Source organism: Candidatus Edwardsbacteria bacterium, assembly GCA_018821925.1.
In the GTDB taxonomy this organism is placed as follows: Bacteria; Edwardsbacteria; AC1; order AC1; family EtOH8; genus UBA2226.
In genome coordinates this window covers 38,878-57,418 of sequence record JAHJLF010000081.1, presented here as the reverse complement: position 1 = coordinate 57,418, position 18,541 = coordinate 38,878, and the positions used below count along the sequence as shown (strand labels likewise).

The following is an 18,541-nucleotide window of genomic DNA, read 5'->3' as shown; positions in this document are numbered from 1 at the left end:
TTCCGCCGCTCTGGAGGACGCTGAATATCTGGTGGGTCTTGCCCTCCCGGATGATACTGCGGATGGCCGGCACGCAGACCAGCACTTCATAGGCTACTATCCGGCCGGTGCCGTCCATCCGGGGCAGCAGTGTCTGGGAATAGATGGCCTGGAGGGTGGTTGATAGTTGCAGCCGTACCTGCTGCTGCTGGCCCGGCGGGAAGACGTCGATGATCCGGTCGATGGTCTGGGCGGCGTCGGCGGTATGCAAAGTGGCCATCACCAGATGGCCGGTCTCGGCCGCGGTAATGGCCAGAGAGATGGTCTCCAGGTCCCGCATCTCGCCCACCAGAATGATGTCCGGGTTCTGCCGCATCACGTGCTTGAGGGCGTTGGCAAAGGAGTGGGTGTCGATGCCCACCTCCCGCTGGTTGATGCAGGCCTTTTTGTCGCGATGCAGGAACTCGATGGGATCCTCTACCGTCATGATGTGGCAGGAACGGCTTTCGTTGATGTAATCTATCATGGCCGCCAGGCTGGTGGATTTACCGCTGCCGGTGGGCCCGGTCACCAGGATCAGTCCCCGTGGCAGCATGCAGATCTTCTTCATGTTCTGGGGAAGCCCCAGGTCGTCGATGCTCTTTATCAGGAGGGGGATGACCCGGAGAACCGAGCCCAGAGCCTGTTTCTGGCGGAAGACGTTGACCCGAAAACGGGAGACGCCGGGGATGGAGTAGGACATGTCAAGCTGGTGGGTCTTTTCGAAACGCTCCCGGCGTTCCTGGTTCATGATCTCGTAAAGCAGTTCCTGGGTGTCGTCGGGGGTCATCACCGGGAGGCTGGAACGGACCAACTGGCCGTGGATCCGGTAGACCGGCGGCTCCCCGGATTTTATATGTAGGTCCGAACCCTGCTGCGTGACCAACAATCTCAACAATTCATCTATTTTGGGCATGTTCTCGCATAGTAAATTATCGGCTGAAAACCCCCGAGCCAGCGATCAAGATGTCAAAGCAGGTTTAGTTTAACAGACTGTTTTGGCAAAGTCAAGAAAAACTTATTGACTTTTAGCACAAATTTGGTATAGTTACCAAATATGGGAAAGCCGATAAAAGACAACATCATCCTTCCGGCCGACCGGCTGCGAAAAATACTGGGCACCATGGCAAACAGCTGGGGCTTTGAGATAGTCTTTCTTGATGCCGGAGAGAGCCAAGATAAACGATCGCTGGCCAAAAACACCCGGGTTATCGAACTGGATAATTTCAGGCAGAGGATAGCACTATCCGGTCCGGCCGAGCTGATGGACCGTATGAATGATGCCATCGGCAAGCTGGCGGACATCATCTCCGAACAGGAACTGGAGAGCATCTCCCTGACCGAGGAGATAGTGGAAAGGTATGAGCAGCTGTCGCTGTTGTTCGAGATGAGCGACCGTCTGGGGGTGGCCAGGGATAACCAGAGCAGGATGAAGGCCATTCTGGAGACCGCCATAGATGCGGTGGGTGCGGCCGGTGGCTGCTTGTTGATGAAAAACAGCCAGGAACACTGGTGTTGGGTCAACCGGGAGAAGGTGGAATCCGAAAAGCTGGCCCAGCTGGCGGTAGAGACCATAGAACAAAAAAAACATTTTGTCGAGGAAAACAGGCATTGCGCCCTGCTGCTCAGGGTCAGCCGGGGAAATATAATCGGCTCCCTGGTGCTGGGCCCCAAATCAAAAGCCGTCTATCGCTCGGGCGACATAAAGATTCTGACCACGCTGGGAGCCTATGCTTCCCTGCTTTTGGAGAGCGGCCGGCTTTACGAGGACCTGGAGTCACTGTTCTTCAGCACCATCAAGAGCATGATCGAGGCGGTCGATGCCAAGGATCCCAGCACCAGGGGCCATTCCGAGAGGGTGCGGCGGTACTCCCGTATCATAGGTCAGGGCCTGGATTTCGATCCCGAGAAACTGAAAAGCCTGGAGCTGGCGGCCTTGCTGCATGACGTGGGAAAGATTGGCCTGCCGGACATCATCCTCAACAACGAAAAGGAGTACCTGTCCGAGAACCAGTGGGAATTAGTCCGGATGCATCCCGAGATAGGGGTCTCCATCCTGTCGCACGTGGCCCAGCTGAAATCCATCCTGCCGGCTATCGGCCAGCATCATGAGAGGTTCGACGGACAGGGCTATCCCAACGGCATCGACGGGGAGAATATCACCCTGTTTGCCCGGATCATCGCGGTGGCCGATTCCTTCGATGCCATGACCATGAACCGCACCTACCGCACCCGTTTTTCGCTGGACAAGGCTTTAAAAGAGCTCAGCCAGAATTCGGGCAGCCAATTCGATCCGCAGCTGGTGAAGGTGTTCATAGCTAATATAAAAAAGACGGAGATCACGCTTGATGATTGAGACACAAGGTCCTGCAACTCTGCAGAACAAGGTTTTAAGCGAATCCTTGAGGCTGTCACAGGCTCTGTCCGGGGAACCCGGGCCGGCCAAGATATTGCAGGAAATAGGACAATCCATCAAGGATGCTCTGGGATACAAGGTGATAGTCTTAAGCGTTTACGACAATGACCTCGGGGCATTCAAGCCCCTTTGGATGGAATCGGTGGACCCGGATAAAAGCGCTGAACTTTTAACCAGCCCCAATCCCCTGATCAGAACTCAACTTTTAATAAAAGATTTCCTTCAGTCGGGAAGCTATATCATCAAAGCCGATCATCCGGTCTGGGAGGGAATGAAAGCCTCCCGTTACCTGCCGGGCCTGGGGGAGAAAATACTGAACGGCAGCGGGGATGTGATACTGATCCCGATTTTCAGATCGGCCAGTGCCATGATCGGACTGATAACAATTGTGGTGAAGGATGCTGAAGCGGACCCGGATCAGGTTAGGTACCTTTCGTATTTTTCCCAATTAGCCGGCTGCGCCATGGAGAGAGGGCTGCTGTATCTGCAAAGGGAGGAAAACAGCAATTTCAACCGGATATTGATCCAAACCGTTGAGAAGCTGGAAAAGATCAGCGACCCCGGGCAATTCTGGAAGACCATAGCCGAGAATATCGGGCCGGCCCTCAAGGGTTATGAACTGGCGGTTTCGATAGCCAATCAGGAGGGCAGTTATTATGTCCATCCCCTGGTGCTGAGGGACGGGAAGCAGATGGACGGATTGACCTCGGATGACAGCGCCTGGCTGGGCCGGGTGGCAGAGCAGGGGCCCCAGACCGAGCTGATAACGGTCCATCCGGAAAAACCGGCAGTGATAAAAATGGGCTGGCCCCTGGAGGTGGAAAAAGAAGCCCTGGGCGTTTTGACCGTCACCAGCCTCAATTCCGGGGAGATGGATCGCCCCACCGCCGATTTCCTAGGGATGATGGCCACCCAGATCGCCCTGACCCTGCACCGGGTACGGTCCATAGGCGAGTGGACCTCGAGCAAAGAGGTGCTGGAGGCCTATATCAAGAATATCGAAGATGCTATCCTGATAGTTGACTCGGTAAAACGAATAGTTTTTGCCAATACCTCCGCCCAACAGCTGACGGATTTGCGGCAGGGCGTCATCGATAAACTTCCCCTTATTCGAAGCGATAAAGAATGGCTTTCTGCGACCCTGGATGATATCTCAAACGGGGCAACCAGAGAGGCAGAAAAAAAAATAATCATCAAGGACAGTTATTGCTCTATCGGGATAAAAGGATTTTTTGAGAAAAAAAAATATACCGGTTCGATCATTAAAATCCACAGCCTTAAGCTGGAAGGGCTGGAATATTTCAAAGAACTGACCGGGATGGTGGCGGCCCTGGAGGATGTGGAGCTGCTTCCCCAGATACTTTTAAAAGCGGTAAGGCATTTTGTGGATTTCGATGCCGGCTCGATATTATTTCGGGAACGGGGTGACAGCTTCAGGTTTTTGGCCAGCCAGGGGGCGATGATCGACCATGACCCGGACACAGCTTTTCATCTGGTTACCGGGCTGGCCGAAGCCGCCATCAACGAGGGACGCACCCTGAGCTTGGCGGGAAAAGAGGGATCCCTGGCAGAGGGGCTGGGAATTTCGGGGATGGAAAAACCCCTGGCCGGAGCCCGCTCGGTGCTGGTAACCCCGTTGATATTCAAGGGCCATAACACCGGATTGATGATCCTTTCCAAAAAGGACCCGGCAGCCTACCCCGAAACCAATGTGGCCATGATAGATGAGCTAAGCACCGGGCTATCTAAAATATTATGGCAGATAGGCGTAGCCGGCAAGCTTAAACAGGAAAATGCCCTGCGAACCAAGCTGTACGAAATAGGCTTTGCTTCGGGCTCGGTGCTTCAGGTCGGCAGTTTGCTGAACCTGATGATCAGGACCATCGCTAAAGAGCTTAAGATCGACGAGATGGGCATTTATTTTTTCGACGAAGTCTTGGGGGAATGGAACGGCAAAGCCATACAGTCCACCGGCAAAAACGGCGGTTTTCTGGAACTGATGAAGAGCTCGGGGATAAAACTGGATTACGAGCGTTTGTCGGAGATCAAGGAGATCACCGCCACAGTCATAGCCCGGGGAGAGCCGGAAATAGTTCCGGACCTTAAAACGGATCCCCGTTTTCTTTCAGCCGGCCATTACAACGGCCTGGGGTCCGGGCTATGGCTGCCGCTCAAACTGAAGGATAAGCCGATAGGTGCAATCAGCGCCCTGTCCAAGCAGACCAGCTATTTCGGGCATGAAGATCTGACCCTTCTCCAGGAGCTCTCCCCCCTGGTCACTTTTGCCCTGAGGAGCGCCGTTCTTTACGAGGAGATCCGCCGGGAAGGCAGCCGGGTGGGGGCTATCATAAACTCCATGCCCGAGGGTTTGCTGATGGTGGACTCTCATTTCAAAGTGATCATGAGTAATGAGGGATTTGAGGGCCTATGGGGGTTGAAGCAGACCATCAGGCCGGGATCCGGCCTGCAGGAGGGGATTTTATCTTTGTTGACAAACAATCTGGCAAACCCCAAGGCCCTGATAGATTTTTTCCAGGATTGCGCCGTTTCAACCACCGGGGTGGTTATTCCGGTGGAATTGGAGCTTAAGGACGGCAAACATCTCAAGATCAGCTCCTTCCCGGTGGAGGAGCTGGACCGGCCTCGGACCGGCTTGGTGATACTGTGCCAGGACATAACCACCGAACACCAGATCGCCGAACTGAGGCAGGAGTTCGTGGGCATGTTGTCCCATGATCTGCGAAATCCGCTGGCCGCCATAATTGCCACCTTGGAGCTGGCCCTGGACGGAAGCCTGGGAGAGTTGAACGAAAATCAGAGCCAGTTTTTAGGCAATGCCATGAACGACAGCAGGCGGATGCTGGAAATGCTTAATGATTTTCTGGACGGCTATAAATACGATGCCATCGAGATCAAACTGGAAAAAATAAATTTTGATATCGCCCAGCTGATAGCCCGGCTGGTGGCCGATTTCTCCCCTCTGGCCAGAGAGCGGAACATCGAACTTCTGCAGGAGATGCCCCCCAATATTTTAATTACCGGGGACGAAGGGAAACTGGCCCGGGTAATATCAAACCTGCTTTCCAATGCGCTGAAATTTACCCCCCGGGGAGGAACTATCATTCTAACGGGCTCTGAACGTGCCAGCAGCGTCGAGATCGCCCTGAGCGATACCGGAGAAGGTATTTCAGCCGAGGACAAGGATAAGGTGTTTGAAAAATTCTACCAGGTTGAGAAACGCCGGCACGGACGGAAGACCGGCACCGGCCTGGGGCTGCCACTGTGCAAAAAACTGGTTGAGGCCCACGGCGGGAAAATATGGGTGGAAAGCCAGGCGGGGAAGGGCAGCAGATTTATTTTCAGTCTGCCCCGATAAGAACCAAGCGTAAAATTTCTAAATAAAAGCTCGAGAGGTGCGATTATGGCCAAAAAAATCATGGTGGTGGATGATGAACCCTACATTGCCAGGGTGATCAAATTTAAATTAGAGCAGGAGGGGTATACCGTCATTTCAGCCAATGACGGCCAGAGCGGTCTGCAGAAGATCAAGGAAGAGAAGCCGGACATGGTTTTGTTGGATGTAATGATGCCCGGGCTTTCCGGTTATGAGGTATGCCAGAAGATCAGAGAGGACGCCGAGCTGGCCGGTATTCCCGTGGTGATCCTGACCGCCAAGGGACAGGAACGCGACCGGGAGCAGGGGTTGACGATGGGGGCCAGCGACTATATCACCAAACCGTTCAGCCCCAACCGGCTTCTGGAGCTGGTGAAAAGCATGATAGGGGACGCCAAGTAATAATGTTGCATCTTCTATGGCTTTTATCCCTGCCCTTTGCGGCAGTGACGATTTTTCTGCCGGGCAGCCTGTTCCTGAAAACATCAGCCCTTATCGCGGCAGCTCTGCTGGGCGGGTGGGGCCTGGCCTTATTTTACAGGCAAAAGAAACAGCTCTATGCTTTGCAACAGGCGCAAAGGGAATGCGCCGCTCTTAAGGAGAATAACCAAAACCAGCAGCGCATCAGCGGGCAGGAGGTGTCTAAACTAAAAGAGATCATCGGATCGTCAAAGAAACAACTGGAGGAAGCCGGCAAATTCGAGAAGGTATTGAACGAACAACCGATAGGCCTGATACTGGCGGACTACGAAGGCAAGATTCTGTTTGCCAATTCCGGCATGGAAAATATTACCGGGTGGACGGTCAAGGATATATTGGGCAAAGACTGGAATAAAGTGTTCAAGAACTCCGGGAATGATATATCTGCCAAGATAGAGTCCTGTCTGGCTGATCAGGACAAGGCCGAAAGGGAACAGGAAACGATCGTGGCCAAGGACGGCAAGGACATCACCGTTAATTCCCGGCTCTGGAAATACGATTCGGGAAAGAACCTGGGCTGGGTTTTCATGCCCACCAGCCCGGCGGTGGATTTCAATAAGTTAAGGGACGAGTTCGTCACCAACATATCCCACGAGTTGAGAACCCCGCTGACGGTGATAAAGGGCTATTCGGAGATTTTGTATGACGAGGCGAAAAAGACCGACCAGCAGAATGCCGAGCTTATAAAGGTGGTGCTGGACGAGAGCGAACGACTGGCAAGCATCCTTGATTCGATTTTGAATTTCCGCTATGCCAGCTCGGGGCAGATAGGCTTGAGGAAGGAAAAGGTTGATGTCCTGCATCTACTGAACATGGTGGTCAACGACCTCAGCCATAAGGCCCAGAAAAAAAAAATTAAAATTATAAAAAAATTCCCGGAGAGCGTTTCTCCGGCCAAGGGAGACATCAACGCTTTAAGGTTTGCCTTCAGCCAGATATTAGACAATGCCGTTAAATTCACCAATGAGGGCGGCACCGTGACCGTTGAAACCGGCGGCTGGCGGCTGGAGGAAGGCCTCTGGAAGATGGAGATAAACTTTATCGATAACGGAGTGGGCATCTCGGCCCAGGACCTGCCCCATATTTTTGATAAATTCTACCGCACCGACCAAAAGGTCCACACCCTTCATGGCACGGGCATCGGGCTGTCTCTTTGCAAGGAGATCATCGAGACCAACGGCGGCAGCATCGCCGTGGAAAGCATCGTCGACAAGGGCAGCCATTTCTCGGTAAGCCTGCCGATGTCCGACTAAGGGAAAAAACAAGCACGCAAAAAGTCCGGGGCATACACCCCGGATTTTCAATAATGTCCAATGCGGTGGTTACAAATAAAAGCATGATTTCAATAAAGATAAAAAAAATAGTTAAGGATCAATATCCTTTTCTGGTCATTTTTTCGGCGGCTTTTGCCATCCGGCTAGGATACCTTTTTAAAATTAAGGACCAGCCTTTTTATATTTTTCCTTTGGGAGATTCTGCGGTATATTATCAAAGAGCCTTGGAAATATTATCGGGAAAAATCATTAACCCTGAAGTTCCATTTCTGGGATCGGTATTCTATCCCTATTTCATGTCGGCCGTCCTGCTTGTTTCCAACCAAAGCCTATTTTTCGTATCTCTGATCCAGATAATATTCGGCAGCCTGGCCTGCTGTTTGGTCTGGCATCTCTCCTGGAAATTATCAAAAAACAGGACGGCGGCCCTGCTGTCAGGATTGACGGCGGCTTTTTACGGACCTTTGGTTTTTCTGGATGCCGATCTGCTGATGATATCGATCACAGTAATGTCTGTGGCCGGCGGATTGCTGTTCTTAGTCAAGGCCCGGGAGGAGCAGAAAACCAGATGGGCAATGGCCTCGGGCTTGCTGTTGGGACTGGCCTGCCTGGACCGGGCTAACCTGATACTATTCATCCCGGCCGGAGCTTTTTACCTATACTCTAAACGGCAGTCGGTAAAGATCAGTCTGGGGCTGATCGCAGCCTTTTTAACCGCCTTGCTGGCAGTAGCCCTGCCGGTAACCATAAGTAATTCCCTGCATAATAAGGACCTATCCCTGACCGGGTCGAACATGGGAATAAATTTTTATATCGGCAATAATCCTGAGGCTCCGGGGGTTTTCATGTTGCCGGAGAGCTCCGGCCTGGAGAATTCCAACCTGTATCAAAGCTCCAAGGCGATTGCCGAAAAGGAGGCGGGCCGGGAGCTGAAACCGCCAGAGGTCTCCCGCTACTGGCTCGGCCGGGGCCTGGAATTCATCATCTCTCAGCCGCTGGCGGAAGCCCGGCTGATGCTCAAAAAGATCGGGCTGTTCTTCAACGCTTACGAGATACCAAATCATCTTAATTTTTATTTCATTAAAAGGGAATACGCCCCGATTCTGAATATCGCCTTCCTGGGATTTTGGTTCGTAGGCCCATTGGCTCTGGCCGGAATATTTTGGCTTATCAAGGACGGGATCAGCGGGACCGGGAGATTATATCTATCGTTTTTAATCATATACCTGATCTCCCTGCTGCCTTTTTTTATAGCCGACCGTTACCGCCTGCCGATAGTGCCGGTGATGATTGTCTTTGCCTGGGATTCCTTAATCAGGCTAGCCACCAATTTCAGGTTAAAGCAATATCCTGTTTTGACAGCAAAACTTATTACCATCATAACGATGATCCTATTTGTAAACTGGCCGATCCTAAAGTTCACCTACAGTTCGGACAGGATAGAGGTGTCCCGGGCCCATCTGGAAAAGGCCATGGCCCAAAAGGATCCCGGAGGAAGCGACAACCGGCAGGCAATAGAGGGTCTTAAATGGGCCCTGGAGGCCTCCCAGCCTTTCGATCCTTGGAGGGCCCCGGGGCATTTCCATCTAGCCAGAGCCTATGCCTACCAGGGCTATTACTCCGGCGCAATCAGGGAATTGGAAAAGGTGAAGGAATTAAGGGGAACAAAATCTCCGGCTGATGCTGCCAGTCAACTGGTAAAAAATGAATACGAGCGCACCGGGGATCTGGTGCGGTACGAAGATATTCCACAAACACCGTTTGAAAGGGCCCAGGGGTTTCTGAAGACCGGAAATTATGAGAGTGCGATTCCGATCTACCGGGAAATAATAAACAGGGATCCCTTTCATCTGGCGGCTATAAACAGTCTGGGGTTGATATATTATAATATGAAACAATACCGCAAAGCTTTGCAGGTCTTGAACCGAGGGAGGAAAATTTTTCCAGATAATGAAGTGTTGAACGAGAATATCTGCCATATCTACCGGCAAATGGGCCAGCATCAAAAAGCCGATCGGGTACGGAAAAACTTCATTAAAAAATGCCAAACGACCAAATGAGAATCACCAATCTGCATAAGGTCTCTGTAATTTTGAGCGGCGCACTTATCGTATTTACAGCTTCCATCACTCCTTCCCTGGCCGCCGTGGTGGTCAACGAATTCTGCTATTATGCCGACCCCCGCGGCGACACCGGATTGGAGTGGATAGAACTTTACAATGCCGATTCAACCGAGCAGGATTTATCCGGTTACGATATTTACTGCGGCCGCGCCAGCACCCCGCATTACATAGTGCCCCAGGGCTTTGTGCTGGCAGGAAAATCTTTTGCAGTCTTGCATCTCCGGCTGGCTGGCGTCAATACCGTCTCTGACCTCTATGAGGGTACCGCGCCCACCAGCAACATGCCAAATACCAAGGGATCCATCGCCCTTTTCACCAACAGCAACAAGGACAGCATCGTTGATTTTGTTGAGTACGGCGACGACAGCATGACCTACGAGGCAACCGCCGCCACTGCCGGCATCTGGACCCGGGGGGATTTTCTGGATACCGCCTTTTGCGGCAACTCGCTGGGTCTGACCTATGATGGCCTGGATTCCAACCGGAAAAGCGACTGGAGGGAACTGGTCCGTCCCACTCCGGGCTATACCAACCAGCCCTACCCGGTGGATATCGCTGTCTCCGGCATCAGCGTCTCCCCCGACACCCTCCGGCCCGGCCGAACCATCACCCTTAATGCCGTGATAAACAACATGGGACTGGATACGGCCTACCTGCCGGTCATCGAAGTATTCGAGGACTCCGATTATGACTCAGTCTGGGATGCCGGGGAAAAAAGGCATGCCACCATTTCCTGGGATTTTTTAAGCGATCAAAGGACTGCCGTTGCCCAGATATACGGATTGGAGGAGGGGCAATATAATCTGGCGGTCTCGGTCAGCTGCAGCAGCGAGAATTACACGGCAAATAATTTTCGCAGTATTTTGTTGACCATAGGCAGCCCGGTGGTCATCAACGAGATCATGTATTATCCCAATAGCGGCCTGGCCGAGTGGGTGGAACTTTACAACCGTTCCGCCGGGCCGGTGGATATCAAAGGCTGGTCGGTGGAGGATAATCTGGGAACACCCCACCTGATCACATCCTTCAGCCGGATAATGGTGCCCCGGAGCTACTTGATACTGACTTCTATTGACAATCAACCGCTGGCCGAATGTTTACGGATAAAGCCTAGTGGCGGCTGGCCGTCACTGAATGACTACGGCGATCTGGTCAGGCTTCGGGATCTTCGAAGCTGTCAGGAGGATATGGTTCAGTACACCAGCGATTGGGGGAAGAGCAAAGGGAAAACTTTAGAAAAAATAAATCCGTTTCTGGTGTCCAATGTCTACTCCAGCTGGGGCCTGTCAAAGGATCCTTTCGGCTCCACCCCCGGCAAGCGGAACAGCATATATGAAGAAAATCTTTCCGTCAGTACCAGCATCTCCGTCGGGCCAAATCCCTTCTCCCCGGATGATGACGGCCTTGAGGATCATACCATCCTTAATTATAAACTGCCCTGGGATGATGCGGTAGTAAATATCAGCATCTACGACCGGCTGGGCCGCCGGGTAAGGAACCTGTTGAACAATTATCGTTCGGCCAAGGAAGGTTGTTACGCTTGGGACGGACGGGACGAAGCCCGGAGAAAATGCCCCATGGGGATCTACATAATCCTGCTGGAAGCCGGGGAGTATTCTGGCACCGGCACCATCAAGGCAAAAGCCACGGTGGCAGTAGCCGGCAAATTATGATATTATTACTCTGGCTACTAAATAGATTAATAATCCTTACCCGTTGTTGAATGTCCTTGTTGTCATGCCCATGAAAACGGGCACCCAGGCCTGGATTCCCGCTGGAGTTTATGCTGAATGCAATGAAGTGCGGGAATGACACATTGCGCTATTTATTTACCGAAGTAATATTAACAAAGGATATTTTCAAATGAAGGGCATGGTACTGGTTTACACCGGCAACGGAAAGGGCAAGACCACCGCGGCTTTAGGGCTGGCCTGCCGGGCCTCCGGGCAGAAGAAAAAGATCCTGATGATCCAGTTCATGAAGGGCAAGGTCAACTACGGGGAACTGAAATCCGCTAAAAAACTGCCGGGCTTCACCATCAAACAATTCGGCCGACCGTCCTTTGTGGACAAAAAGAACCCGGCCCCGGCCGACATCAAAGGAGCCCGGGAGGGGCTGGCATTTGCGGCCAAGGCCATCGACTCCGGCAAATACGACATCGTCATCCTGGATGAGCTGAACGTGGCCATGGACTTCAATCTAATTCCATTGGATGAGGCACTGGCCCTGATCTCCAGCAAACCCCAGAAGCTGGAACTGGTGATCACCGGGCGCTATGCCCATCCCAAGGTCATCAAGCTGGCCGACCTGGTATCGGAGGTCAAGGAGATCAAGCATTATTACCAGCAGGGGGTGCCGGCTCGGAGGGGAATTGAGTTTTAATTTTTTTAGGCAAAACCACAAAGACACAAAGGCACAAAACGATTTTCTGTTTTCGGTTTTGTTAAATTAGTGTCTTGGTGACTTGGTGGTTAAAAAGAATAAATTATAAAAATATATTATAAGAGGTGTTCTAAATGGAGGATGTCTTAAAAAAAGCCCTGGAGCTGGGGACGGTGGACTACCTGGAGATACGGCTGGAGGAGAAGGCCGTCACTTCGGTCAACTACGTGGGGCGCGAACTGGAGAACATCGGGGTCAACAACTCCTTTGGCGGGAATGTCCGGGCCCTGCACAAGGGCGGCTGGGGATTCTCCTCGTTCAATTCCCTGGAACAGCTGGACCAAAAGGTGGCCCAGGCCTGTAAGGCGGCCAAACAGGTGGGCAAGGGCCGGTCCCAGCTGGCCAAGGTCAAGCCGGTGCGGGACCATGTCCGGGTCAGCTTAAAGGACGATCCCCGCAAAATATCACTGGCCCAGAAAAAAGAACTGACCGAGCGGTACAATAACCTGATCATGGACTCGCCGGGCGTCATCAGCTCCAACACCAGGTACGAGGATGTCTTTAAAAAGCAGACCTACGCCAACAGCGAGGGCAGCTTGATCACCCAGGAGCGGATCTACTGCGGGGCGGCCTTTGCCGCGGTGGCCAAGGAGGGGGCCAATGTCCAGCGGGCCCATGCCTCGGTGGGAGACACCAGGGGATATAATACGGCCCTGGGCCAGGAGCACAAAGCCGAGCAGGCGGTGCGCGACGCCCGGGACCTGGTCAAGGCGGAAAAGGTCTCCTCGGGCAAATACACCGTAGTGATAGACCCCATTATGTGCGGGGTGTTCGCCCACGAGGCCTTCGGGCACCTGTCCGAGGCCGACGAGATCTACCAAAACAAGGAACTGCAGAAGCTGATGAAGCTGGGCACCCGTTTCGGCAATAACGACCTGACCATTCTGGACGACGCCACCCTGCTGGGCGAGCGCGGTTTCTATGCCTACGACGAGGAGGGGGTGCCCTCCGGGAAGAACTACCTGGTGAAGGACGGCCTGCTGGTGGGGCGGCTGCACTCCCGGGAGACCGCCGGGATAATGGGCGAGAAGCCCACCGGAAGCTCCCGGGCCATCAGCTACCAATTCAAGCCCATCATCCGGATGGGCTGCACCTATATCGAGCCGCGCAATTATAAGTTCGAGCAAATGATCGGCGAGATAGACGACGGGCTGTACGTGGTGTCGGCCCTGGGGGGAATGACCGAGACCGAGATGTTCACCTTCTCGGCCATGAAGGCCTACCGGATCAAAAAGGGCAAGATCGGCCCGATGGTGCGGGACGTCATCCTGACCGGGAATGTCTTTACCACCCTCAAGAATATTGACGCCATCGGCAACGACCTGCAGCTGTACGGGGGACTGGGGGGCTGCGGCAAGGGCGGGCAGATGCCCCTGCCGGTGTCGGACGGCGGGCCGCATATCAGAATAAAAGACGTTGTGATCGGAGGCAAATAGATGAAGAATTTCATAGATACAGTCCTGTCCAAATGCCGGGGCAGGGTTCAGTCGGCCGAGGTGATAGCCTTTCACGGGCAGTCGATGCCGGTGGAGTTCAGGACCGGCAAGCTGCATTCGGTGGAGCACAAGGAGAGCACCGGGCTGGGCCTGCGGGTCATAAAAGAAGGCCGGATAGGCTTCTCCTCCACCACCGACCTGAACAAGCTGGACCAGCTGGTGGAAAATGCGGTGGCCAGCGCCGGGTTCGGGCAGAAGGCCTTCTTCGAATTTCCGGGCAAGTGCGCCGTCCGCCGGGCCAATATTTACGATCCCAAACTGGAGAAATATACTTCCGATCAGGCCATCGCCGAGGGGAAGAAGAACATCGCCACCCTAAAGGAGAAAGCTCCCAAGCTGAAGATGGACGTCACCCTGCGCAAGGGCCTGACCGAGGTCTACATTGCCAACAGTAAGGGGCTTGATGTCTCCTACCAAAAGAGCGTCTTCTCCCACAGCATCTCCGGGATGGCAGTCACCCCCAACGGCCTGCTGTATGTGGGCGACAGTAGAAGCGGCTGTCAGCTGGCCCGGGAGGGCTCAAAAATAACCGGTAAGATCGTAAAACTTTACAAAGCTGCCCAAAAGCCGGCGGCGGTTTCCACCGGCAAGATGCCGGTAATCTTCACCACCGACGCCGCCTATCTGCTGTGGATGGCCATAGGGATGGGGGTCAACGGCAAGCAGGTGCAGAAGAAGGCCTCGCCGTTGACCGGCAAGATCGGCCAGAATATCCTGAGCAAGAAGATAACCATCACCGACGATCCGGGCTATGAATATGCCGTGGGCTCCTCGCCATACGACGACGAAGGGGTGTGCACCGCCAAAATGAAGCTGTTCGACCAGGGGGTGCTGAAAAGCTTCATCTACGACCTGCAGACCGCCGGGATCATGGGAGAGAAGTCTACCGGCCACGCCCAGCGGGATTTCAACAGCCTGCCGTCGCCGGGCGTCAGCAATCTGGTGATAAAGCCCGGAACAGCCAAACAGGCGGAGATGGTAAAGAGCATAAAGTCCGGCGTCATCGTCTACGATTTTCTGGGGGCCGGGCAGAGCAACCTTTTAGCTGGGGATTTTTCGGCCAATATAGCTTTGGGCTACAAGATAGAGAACGGGAAGATCGTCGGCCGGGTGAAGGATGTGATGATATCGGGCAATGTGTATAACATGCTAAAGGACCAGGTGGTGGAGCTGTCCGACGACCAGGAGATGGTGGTGTCGCGGGGGAGTTTTGTCACTCCGGCGGTGATGTTCAAGGATGTGAATATAGCGGGGAAATAAGAGACCGCCCCTGACGGGGCGACCTAACCCCAGCCCCTTCCCCATGAGGGAAGGGGCTTTTTGTTGGCCATATATCGTAGGGGCGAACGGCCGTTCGCCCTGACCCACATGCCCGACTAATGTGTCATTCCTGCGAAGCTTGTCCTCGCGAAGGCGGGGAACAGGAATCCAGGCCCGTGCCTGGCCTAATACCGTAGGGACACGGTATGCCGTGTCCCTACATGCATGCCCGGCAGGTTTGACCGCCCCCGGCGGGGCGACCCCTCCCTTGATCCCTCCCCGCAACGGAGAGGGAACTTTTATACCCCTTCCCGTAGCGGGAAGGGGTAGGGGTTGGGTTCGTTCCACCTGCGCGGCGGAAACCGGGCCCAAAATAAAATAGCAACAAAACCAAGATTCCGCGTTGACTTTTATTAGGGTTTGGATGTATTATTCATAAATGTAAATGAAAAGAAGCGATTTATAAAATGAATTTATTTTATGCTGCAATAGCTATTTCTTTTTTAATTGCGGTACTCTTTTATAAACGTAGTGCCTCAAAAAAAGATGCTAAGGAGATTAAGGAAGATACTGAAGAAATAAGGGCAAGTAACGAAGAAAACATAGCTGAGATAAGAAAATTACAAAAACAAGTGGAGTATATTTCAAAAGGTTTGATATATCTTGATGGACTTCCGGAACGGGCTGACATAAAAAAGCAGCTATTATTAAGAGATGGCTTAAGGGCTATGGTTAATTACAAGTGGGACGATGCTATAGCAATATTTGAAAAAGCATTGGCTTGTGCCTCTGAAACGGATAAAGCTGCATTTTATTTTGAAATTGCAATTTGCCAAAAGAAAAAGGGTAATAATGAAATTGCCTTAGGGGAATATAAAAAGGCTTTATTATTGTATATTAAGGCACAAGATAAAAGAGGTACCTCGATTTGTTATAACAATATTGGTAACTTGTATCGTGTGTTGGGTGATTTGCCAATGGCTTTAGAATACTTGCAAAAGGCCTTTGAAATAAATAAAGAAATGGATAATAAAGTAGGTAATTCTTATGTTTTGGGTAATATGGGTATTGTATATCAAATATTAGGTGATATACCTAAGGCTTTAGAATATTATCAAAATGCTTTTGAAATAGATAACGTAGCCGGCAACAAACTAGGTATAGCTATAGCTTTGGGACATATGAATTTTATATATCAAATGTTAGGTGATTTACCAAAAGCTTTGGAGAATTTACAAAAGGCTTTTGAGATAAATAAAGAAATTGGAAATAGAGCTGGTATGGCTAGCGATATAGGTAACATGGGGGTTATATACGATAAACTAGGTGATACTTCAAAAGCTTTAGAATATTATCAAAATGCTTTAACAATAGAAAAGGAGATGGGCAATAAAGAGGGTGAAGCAAATGCCCTTGGCAATATGGGCGTTATATATAAGGGAAAAGGGGATACGACAAAGGCTTTAGAATATTATATGCAAGCTTTAACTTTATATAAAAATTCAGGCGTAAAAGGAAGTGAAGCGAATGTATTAAAGAATTTAGGAAATTTATACCGTGAATTGGGTGATACGTCAAAAGCTTTAGAATATATATTGAAAGCTATGGATATGTATAAAATGGTTGGTGATATTGAAGGTGAAGCGTATAGTCTTATATCTATTGGCCTTGTATACGATAAATTAGAAAAATCATCAAAAGCTTTAAAGTACTGCAATAAGGCATTAAGGATAGGGCAAAAATATAAGCATAATGAGATTGTTAAAATTAGTGAAAATAATATAAAAGCATGTTTATGGAGGTGGGGTTATAATGATGCAAAACGTGATGAAGAACGTAAGGCAAAACGCAGGTGAAATATATTATTTTATTAAGCCCCCCTCCGGGGGGCTTCTTTATTTCCTCGCACCCGCCTGGTTAATAACAAAGCGGCTGGAGTTTCTCCAGCCGCTTTGTTTGTTTTCCAAATTTCCTACACCTGCATCTCTTTTATCTTCTTCAGCCCGAACCTCAACGGCAGATACATGGCTATTCCCGACAGCAATAAAAATATCCCAAAGGATATTACCAACGCCTGGCCGTAGTTCACCCGGCTTCTCCATTGGTTCATGGCATACAGGTAGGCCGGCCAGGCCAGCACCACAATCGAAATGGCCACGTAGGCCAGCCCCGCCAAGGCCGCCAGCAGGCCGCCCAGCCCGGAGGCGATCTTGCTGGGGTTGCGCTCCTTGAAATCCGGTATCATTGCCCCCAGCCCCAGGGTCAGGCTGGTCAGCACTAAGCACATCAGCCCCAGGCTGATATGGCTGATGACCTTCAATCCCGGCATGGTGTGCAGCAGCTGGTTGGATATCAAACTCAACGTCTCGGTCAGCACCAGGGCCACGATGATGCTGACGAAAGCCTTCTCGGCGAACAATCTATACCCCTTGATGGGGGAGGATTTGATGAACCACAGGGTGGGCCCCTCCAGGCTGATCACCGGGAAGACGAAGCGCACCGAAAGGGTGGCCAGGATATACCCGGCGAAGGCGAAGTTGATGAAGGTGATCACCACCTTCCACATGGGAAAGGTGAAGAACATGGGGTAGCGGTGCAGGCTGCCCAGGTAGATAATCAGCAGGGAGACGAAGATCAACCCCTGGGCCCACTGGGTGGGGTCGCGCAGGAACAGCAGACTGTCCTTGGCGGCGATGGGGAACTTTCGGGCCCACCAGGAGGTCAGCCGGCGGTTGGAGCCGTAGCTCTCCATCGGGGAGCTGGTCACCCGGGTGGTCAGGCTGTTAAGATAGAACCTTTGGCTCAGGTAATAGCACAGCGAGGTCAAAAACAGGGCGGTGATGGCCAGCAGCCACAGCCGGCCCAGGGCCGTGGCGATGCCGCCCCGTACTCCGGCCATCAGCCCCTCGGTGATCCAGGTGCTGGGCAGCAGGGGCGAATTGACCACCGCCAGGGACGACATATAACTCTCCAGCTCGGGCATGGTGTTTATATGGGCGATGGACATTCCCTGGGGCCGGGCGAAGGCGAAGAATGCCCAGGAGGCGATGGCCAGAAAGGCCAGCAGCCCGGCCAGCAGATGCCGCAGGCTCAATCGGGGAAAGACCTTTACCGCTATCAGCAGCAGCGAGACCGCCAGGGCGGACGGGATGGCCACGAAGGGCGGCAGCAGGGCCAGGCCCAGCAGGATGCCCCAGAGATCGGCTTTAAGGGTCACCAGCAGGGCCACGGTCAGCGGGAGACCCAGGATCAATGTAGCCCAAGAGCTGTAGAAGAAGGTCTTGTAAAAGCTGTATTCAAACAAGGCCTGGGACGGCAGAGGGGTGGACAGCAAAAAATCCACCTCCCGGGAGCGGAACAGGGTGGAGAGCGAGGTTATCAGATTGCTCAAGAAAAGCATGATGAAGAAGGTCAGAAACGACGAGGACAGCAGGCGGAACAGCAGGGACTGTCCGATGCCCTCCAGGGCCAGCAGGTAGGCGAACAGGCGGTGGAACAGCAGGTAGCCTCCGGCCAGGAACAGGGTCATAGCGAAGAGATAGGAGGCCAGCTGGAGCATTCTCCCCGGCCGGGGCTCCAGCAGTTTCCCAAAGGAGGCCTTGAAGTTCTGCCGGTTGATGTAAAGCGGCAGGTTCATT

General features: G+C 52.4%; 12 protein-coding genes. 10 read left to right on the top strand and 2 right to left on the bottom strand.

Going from position 1 to position 18,541, the window contains the following annotated elements:
- The coding region (locus KJ869_10620; GenBank protein MBU1577640.1) for a type IV pilus twitching motility protein PilT at window positions 1-934 on the bottom strand (934 nt) is incomplete at its 3' end.
- A gap of 141 nt (window positions 935-1,075) precedes the next feature.
- Between KJ869_10620 and KJ869_10615 the strand changes: the two genes are divergently transcribed.
- The 10 genes from KJ869_10615 to KJ869_10570 all read left to right on the top strand — a co-directional run bounded on the left by KJ869_10615 (window position 1,076) and on the right by KJ869_10570 (window position 16,759).
- Entirely contained in the window at window positions 1,076-2,374 is a 1,299-nt protein-coding gene (locus KJ869_10615) for an HD-GYP domain-containing protein (protein ID MBU1577639.1), read from the top strand.
- A complete protein-coding gene (locus KJ869_10610; protein ID MBU1577638.1) occupies window positions 2,367-5,810 on the top strand; it encodes a GAF domain-containing protein in 3,444 nt (1,147 codons plus the stop codon). Before KJ869_10615 ends, KJ869_10610 begins: the two co-directional genes overlap by 8 nt.
- Window positions 5,811-5,855: 45 nt before the next feature.
- Entirely contained in the window at window positions 5,856-6,230 is a 375-nt protein-coding gene (locus tag KJ869_10605; protein MBU1577637.1) for a response regulator, read from the top strand.
- Between the two features lie 2 nt (window positions 6,231-6,232).
- Window positions 6,233-7,561 (top strand): PAS domain S-box protein, encoded by a 1,329-nt coding sequence (locus KJ869_10600; protein ID MBU1577636.1) that lies wholly within the window; start codon window positions 6,233-6,235, stop codon window positions 7,559-7,561.
- A gap of 83 nt (window positions 7,562-7,644) precedes the next feature.
- On the top strand, window positions 7,645-9,642 hold the full coding sequence (locus tag KJ869_10595) for a glycosyltransferase family 39 protein (GenBank protein MBU1577635.1): 1,998 nt from the start codon (window positions 7,645-7,647) through the stop codon (window positions 9,640-9,642).
- Window positions 9,639-11,378: a lamin tail domain-containing protein gene (locus KJ869_10590; GenBank protein MBU1577634.1), complete on the top strand. Its 1,740-nt coding sequence runs from the start codon at window positions 9,639-9,641 to the stop codon at window positions 11,376-11,378. The genes KJ869_10595 and KJ869_10590 overlap by 4 nt, the downstream gene beginning before the upstream one ends.
- Window positions 11,379-11,568: 190 nt before the next feature.
- Window positions 11,569-12,087: a cob(I)yrinic acid a,c-diamide adenosyltransferase gene (cobO, locus tag KJ869_10585; protein ID MBU1577633.1), complete on the top strand. Its 519-nt coding sequence runs from the start codon at window positions 11,569-11,571 to the stop codon at window positions 12,085-12,087.
- Between the two features lie 134 nt (window positions 12,088-12,221).
- The gene (locus KJ869_10580; protein ID MBU1577632.1) at window positions 12,222-13,583 is read left to right on the top strand and encodes a TldD/PmbA family protein; all 1,362 of its coding nucleotides are present in this window, start codon (window positions 12,222-12,224) and stop codon (window positions 13,581-13,583) included.
- Entirely contained in the window at window positions 13,584-14,903 is a 1,320-nt protein-coding gene (locus KJ869_10575; protein MBU1577631.1) for a TldD/PmbA family protein, read from the top strand.
- Window positions 14,904-15,370: 467 nt separating this feature from the next.
- Window positions 15,371-16,759: a tetratricopeptide repeat protein gene (locus tag KJ869_10570; GenBank protein MBU1577630.1), complete on the top strand. Its 1,389-nt coding sequence runs from the start codon at window positions 15,371-15,373 to the stop codon at window positions 16,757-16,759.
- Between the two features lie 116 nt (window positions 16,760-16,875).
- Here the strand turns inward: KJ869_10570 and KJ869_10565 are convergent, their stop codons facing one another.
- Entirely contained in the window at window positions 16,876-18,540 is a 1,665-nt protein-coding gene (locus KJ869_10565; protein ID MBU1577629.1) for a hypothetical protein, read from the bottom strand.
- Between the last annotated feature and the right edge of the window lies 1 nt (window position 18,541).

Coding starts and splice junctions, on each gene's coding strand:
- KJ869_10615 (MBU1577639.1), top strand. CDS start 1,076: ATGGGAAAGCCGATAAAAGACAACATCATCCTTCCGGCCGACCGGCTG.
- KJ869_10610 (MBU1577638.1), top strand. CDS start 2,367: ATGATTGAGACACAAGGTCCTGCAACTCTGCAGAACAAGGTTTTAAGC.
- KJ869_10605 (MBU1577637.1), top strand. CDS start 5,856: ATGGCCAAAAAAATCATGGTGGTGGATGATGAACCCTACATTGCCAGG.
- KJ869_10600 (MBU1577636.1), top strand. CDS start 6,233: ATGTTGCATCTTCTATGGCTTTTATCCCTGCCCTTTGCGGCAGTGACG.
- KJ869_10595 (MBU1577635.1), top strand. CDS start 7,645: ATGATTTCAATAAAGATAAAAAAAATAGTTAAGGATCAATATCCTTTT.
- KJ869_10590 (MBU1577634.1), top strand. CDS start 9,639: ATGAGAATCACCAATCTGCATAAGGTCTCTGTAATTTTGAGCGGCGCA.
- cobO (MBU1577633.1), top strand. CDS start 11,569: ATGAAGGGCATGGTACTGGTTTACACCGGCAACGGAAAGGGCAAGACC.
- KJ869_10580 (MBU1577632.1), top strand. CDS start 12,222: ATGGAGGATGTCTTAAAAAAAGCCCTGGAGCTGGGGACGGTGGACTAC.
- KJ869_10575 (MBU1577631.1), top strand. CDS start 13,584: ATGAAGAATTTCATAGATACAGTCCTGTCCAAATGCCGGGGCAGGGTT.
- KJ869_10570 (MBU1577630.1), top strand. CDS start 15,371: ATGAATTTATTTTATGCTGCAATAGCTATTTCTTTTTTAATTGCGGTA.
- KJ869_10565 (MBU1577629.1), bottom strand. CDS start 18,540: ATGAACCTGCCGCTTTACATCAACCGGCAGAACTTCAAGGCCTCCTTT.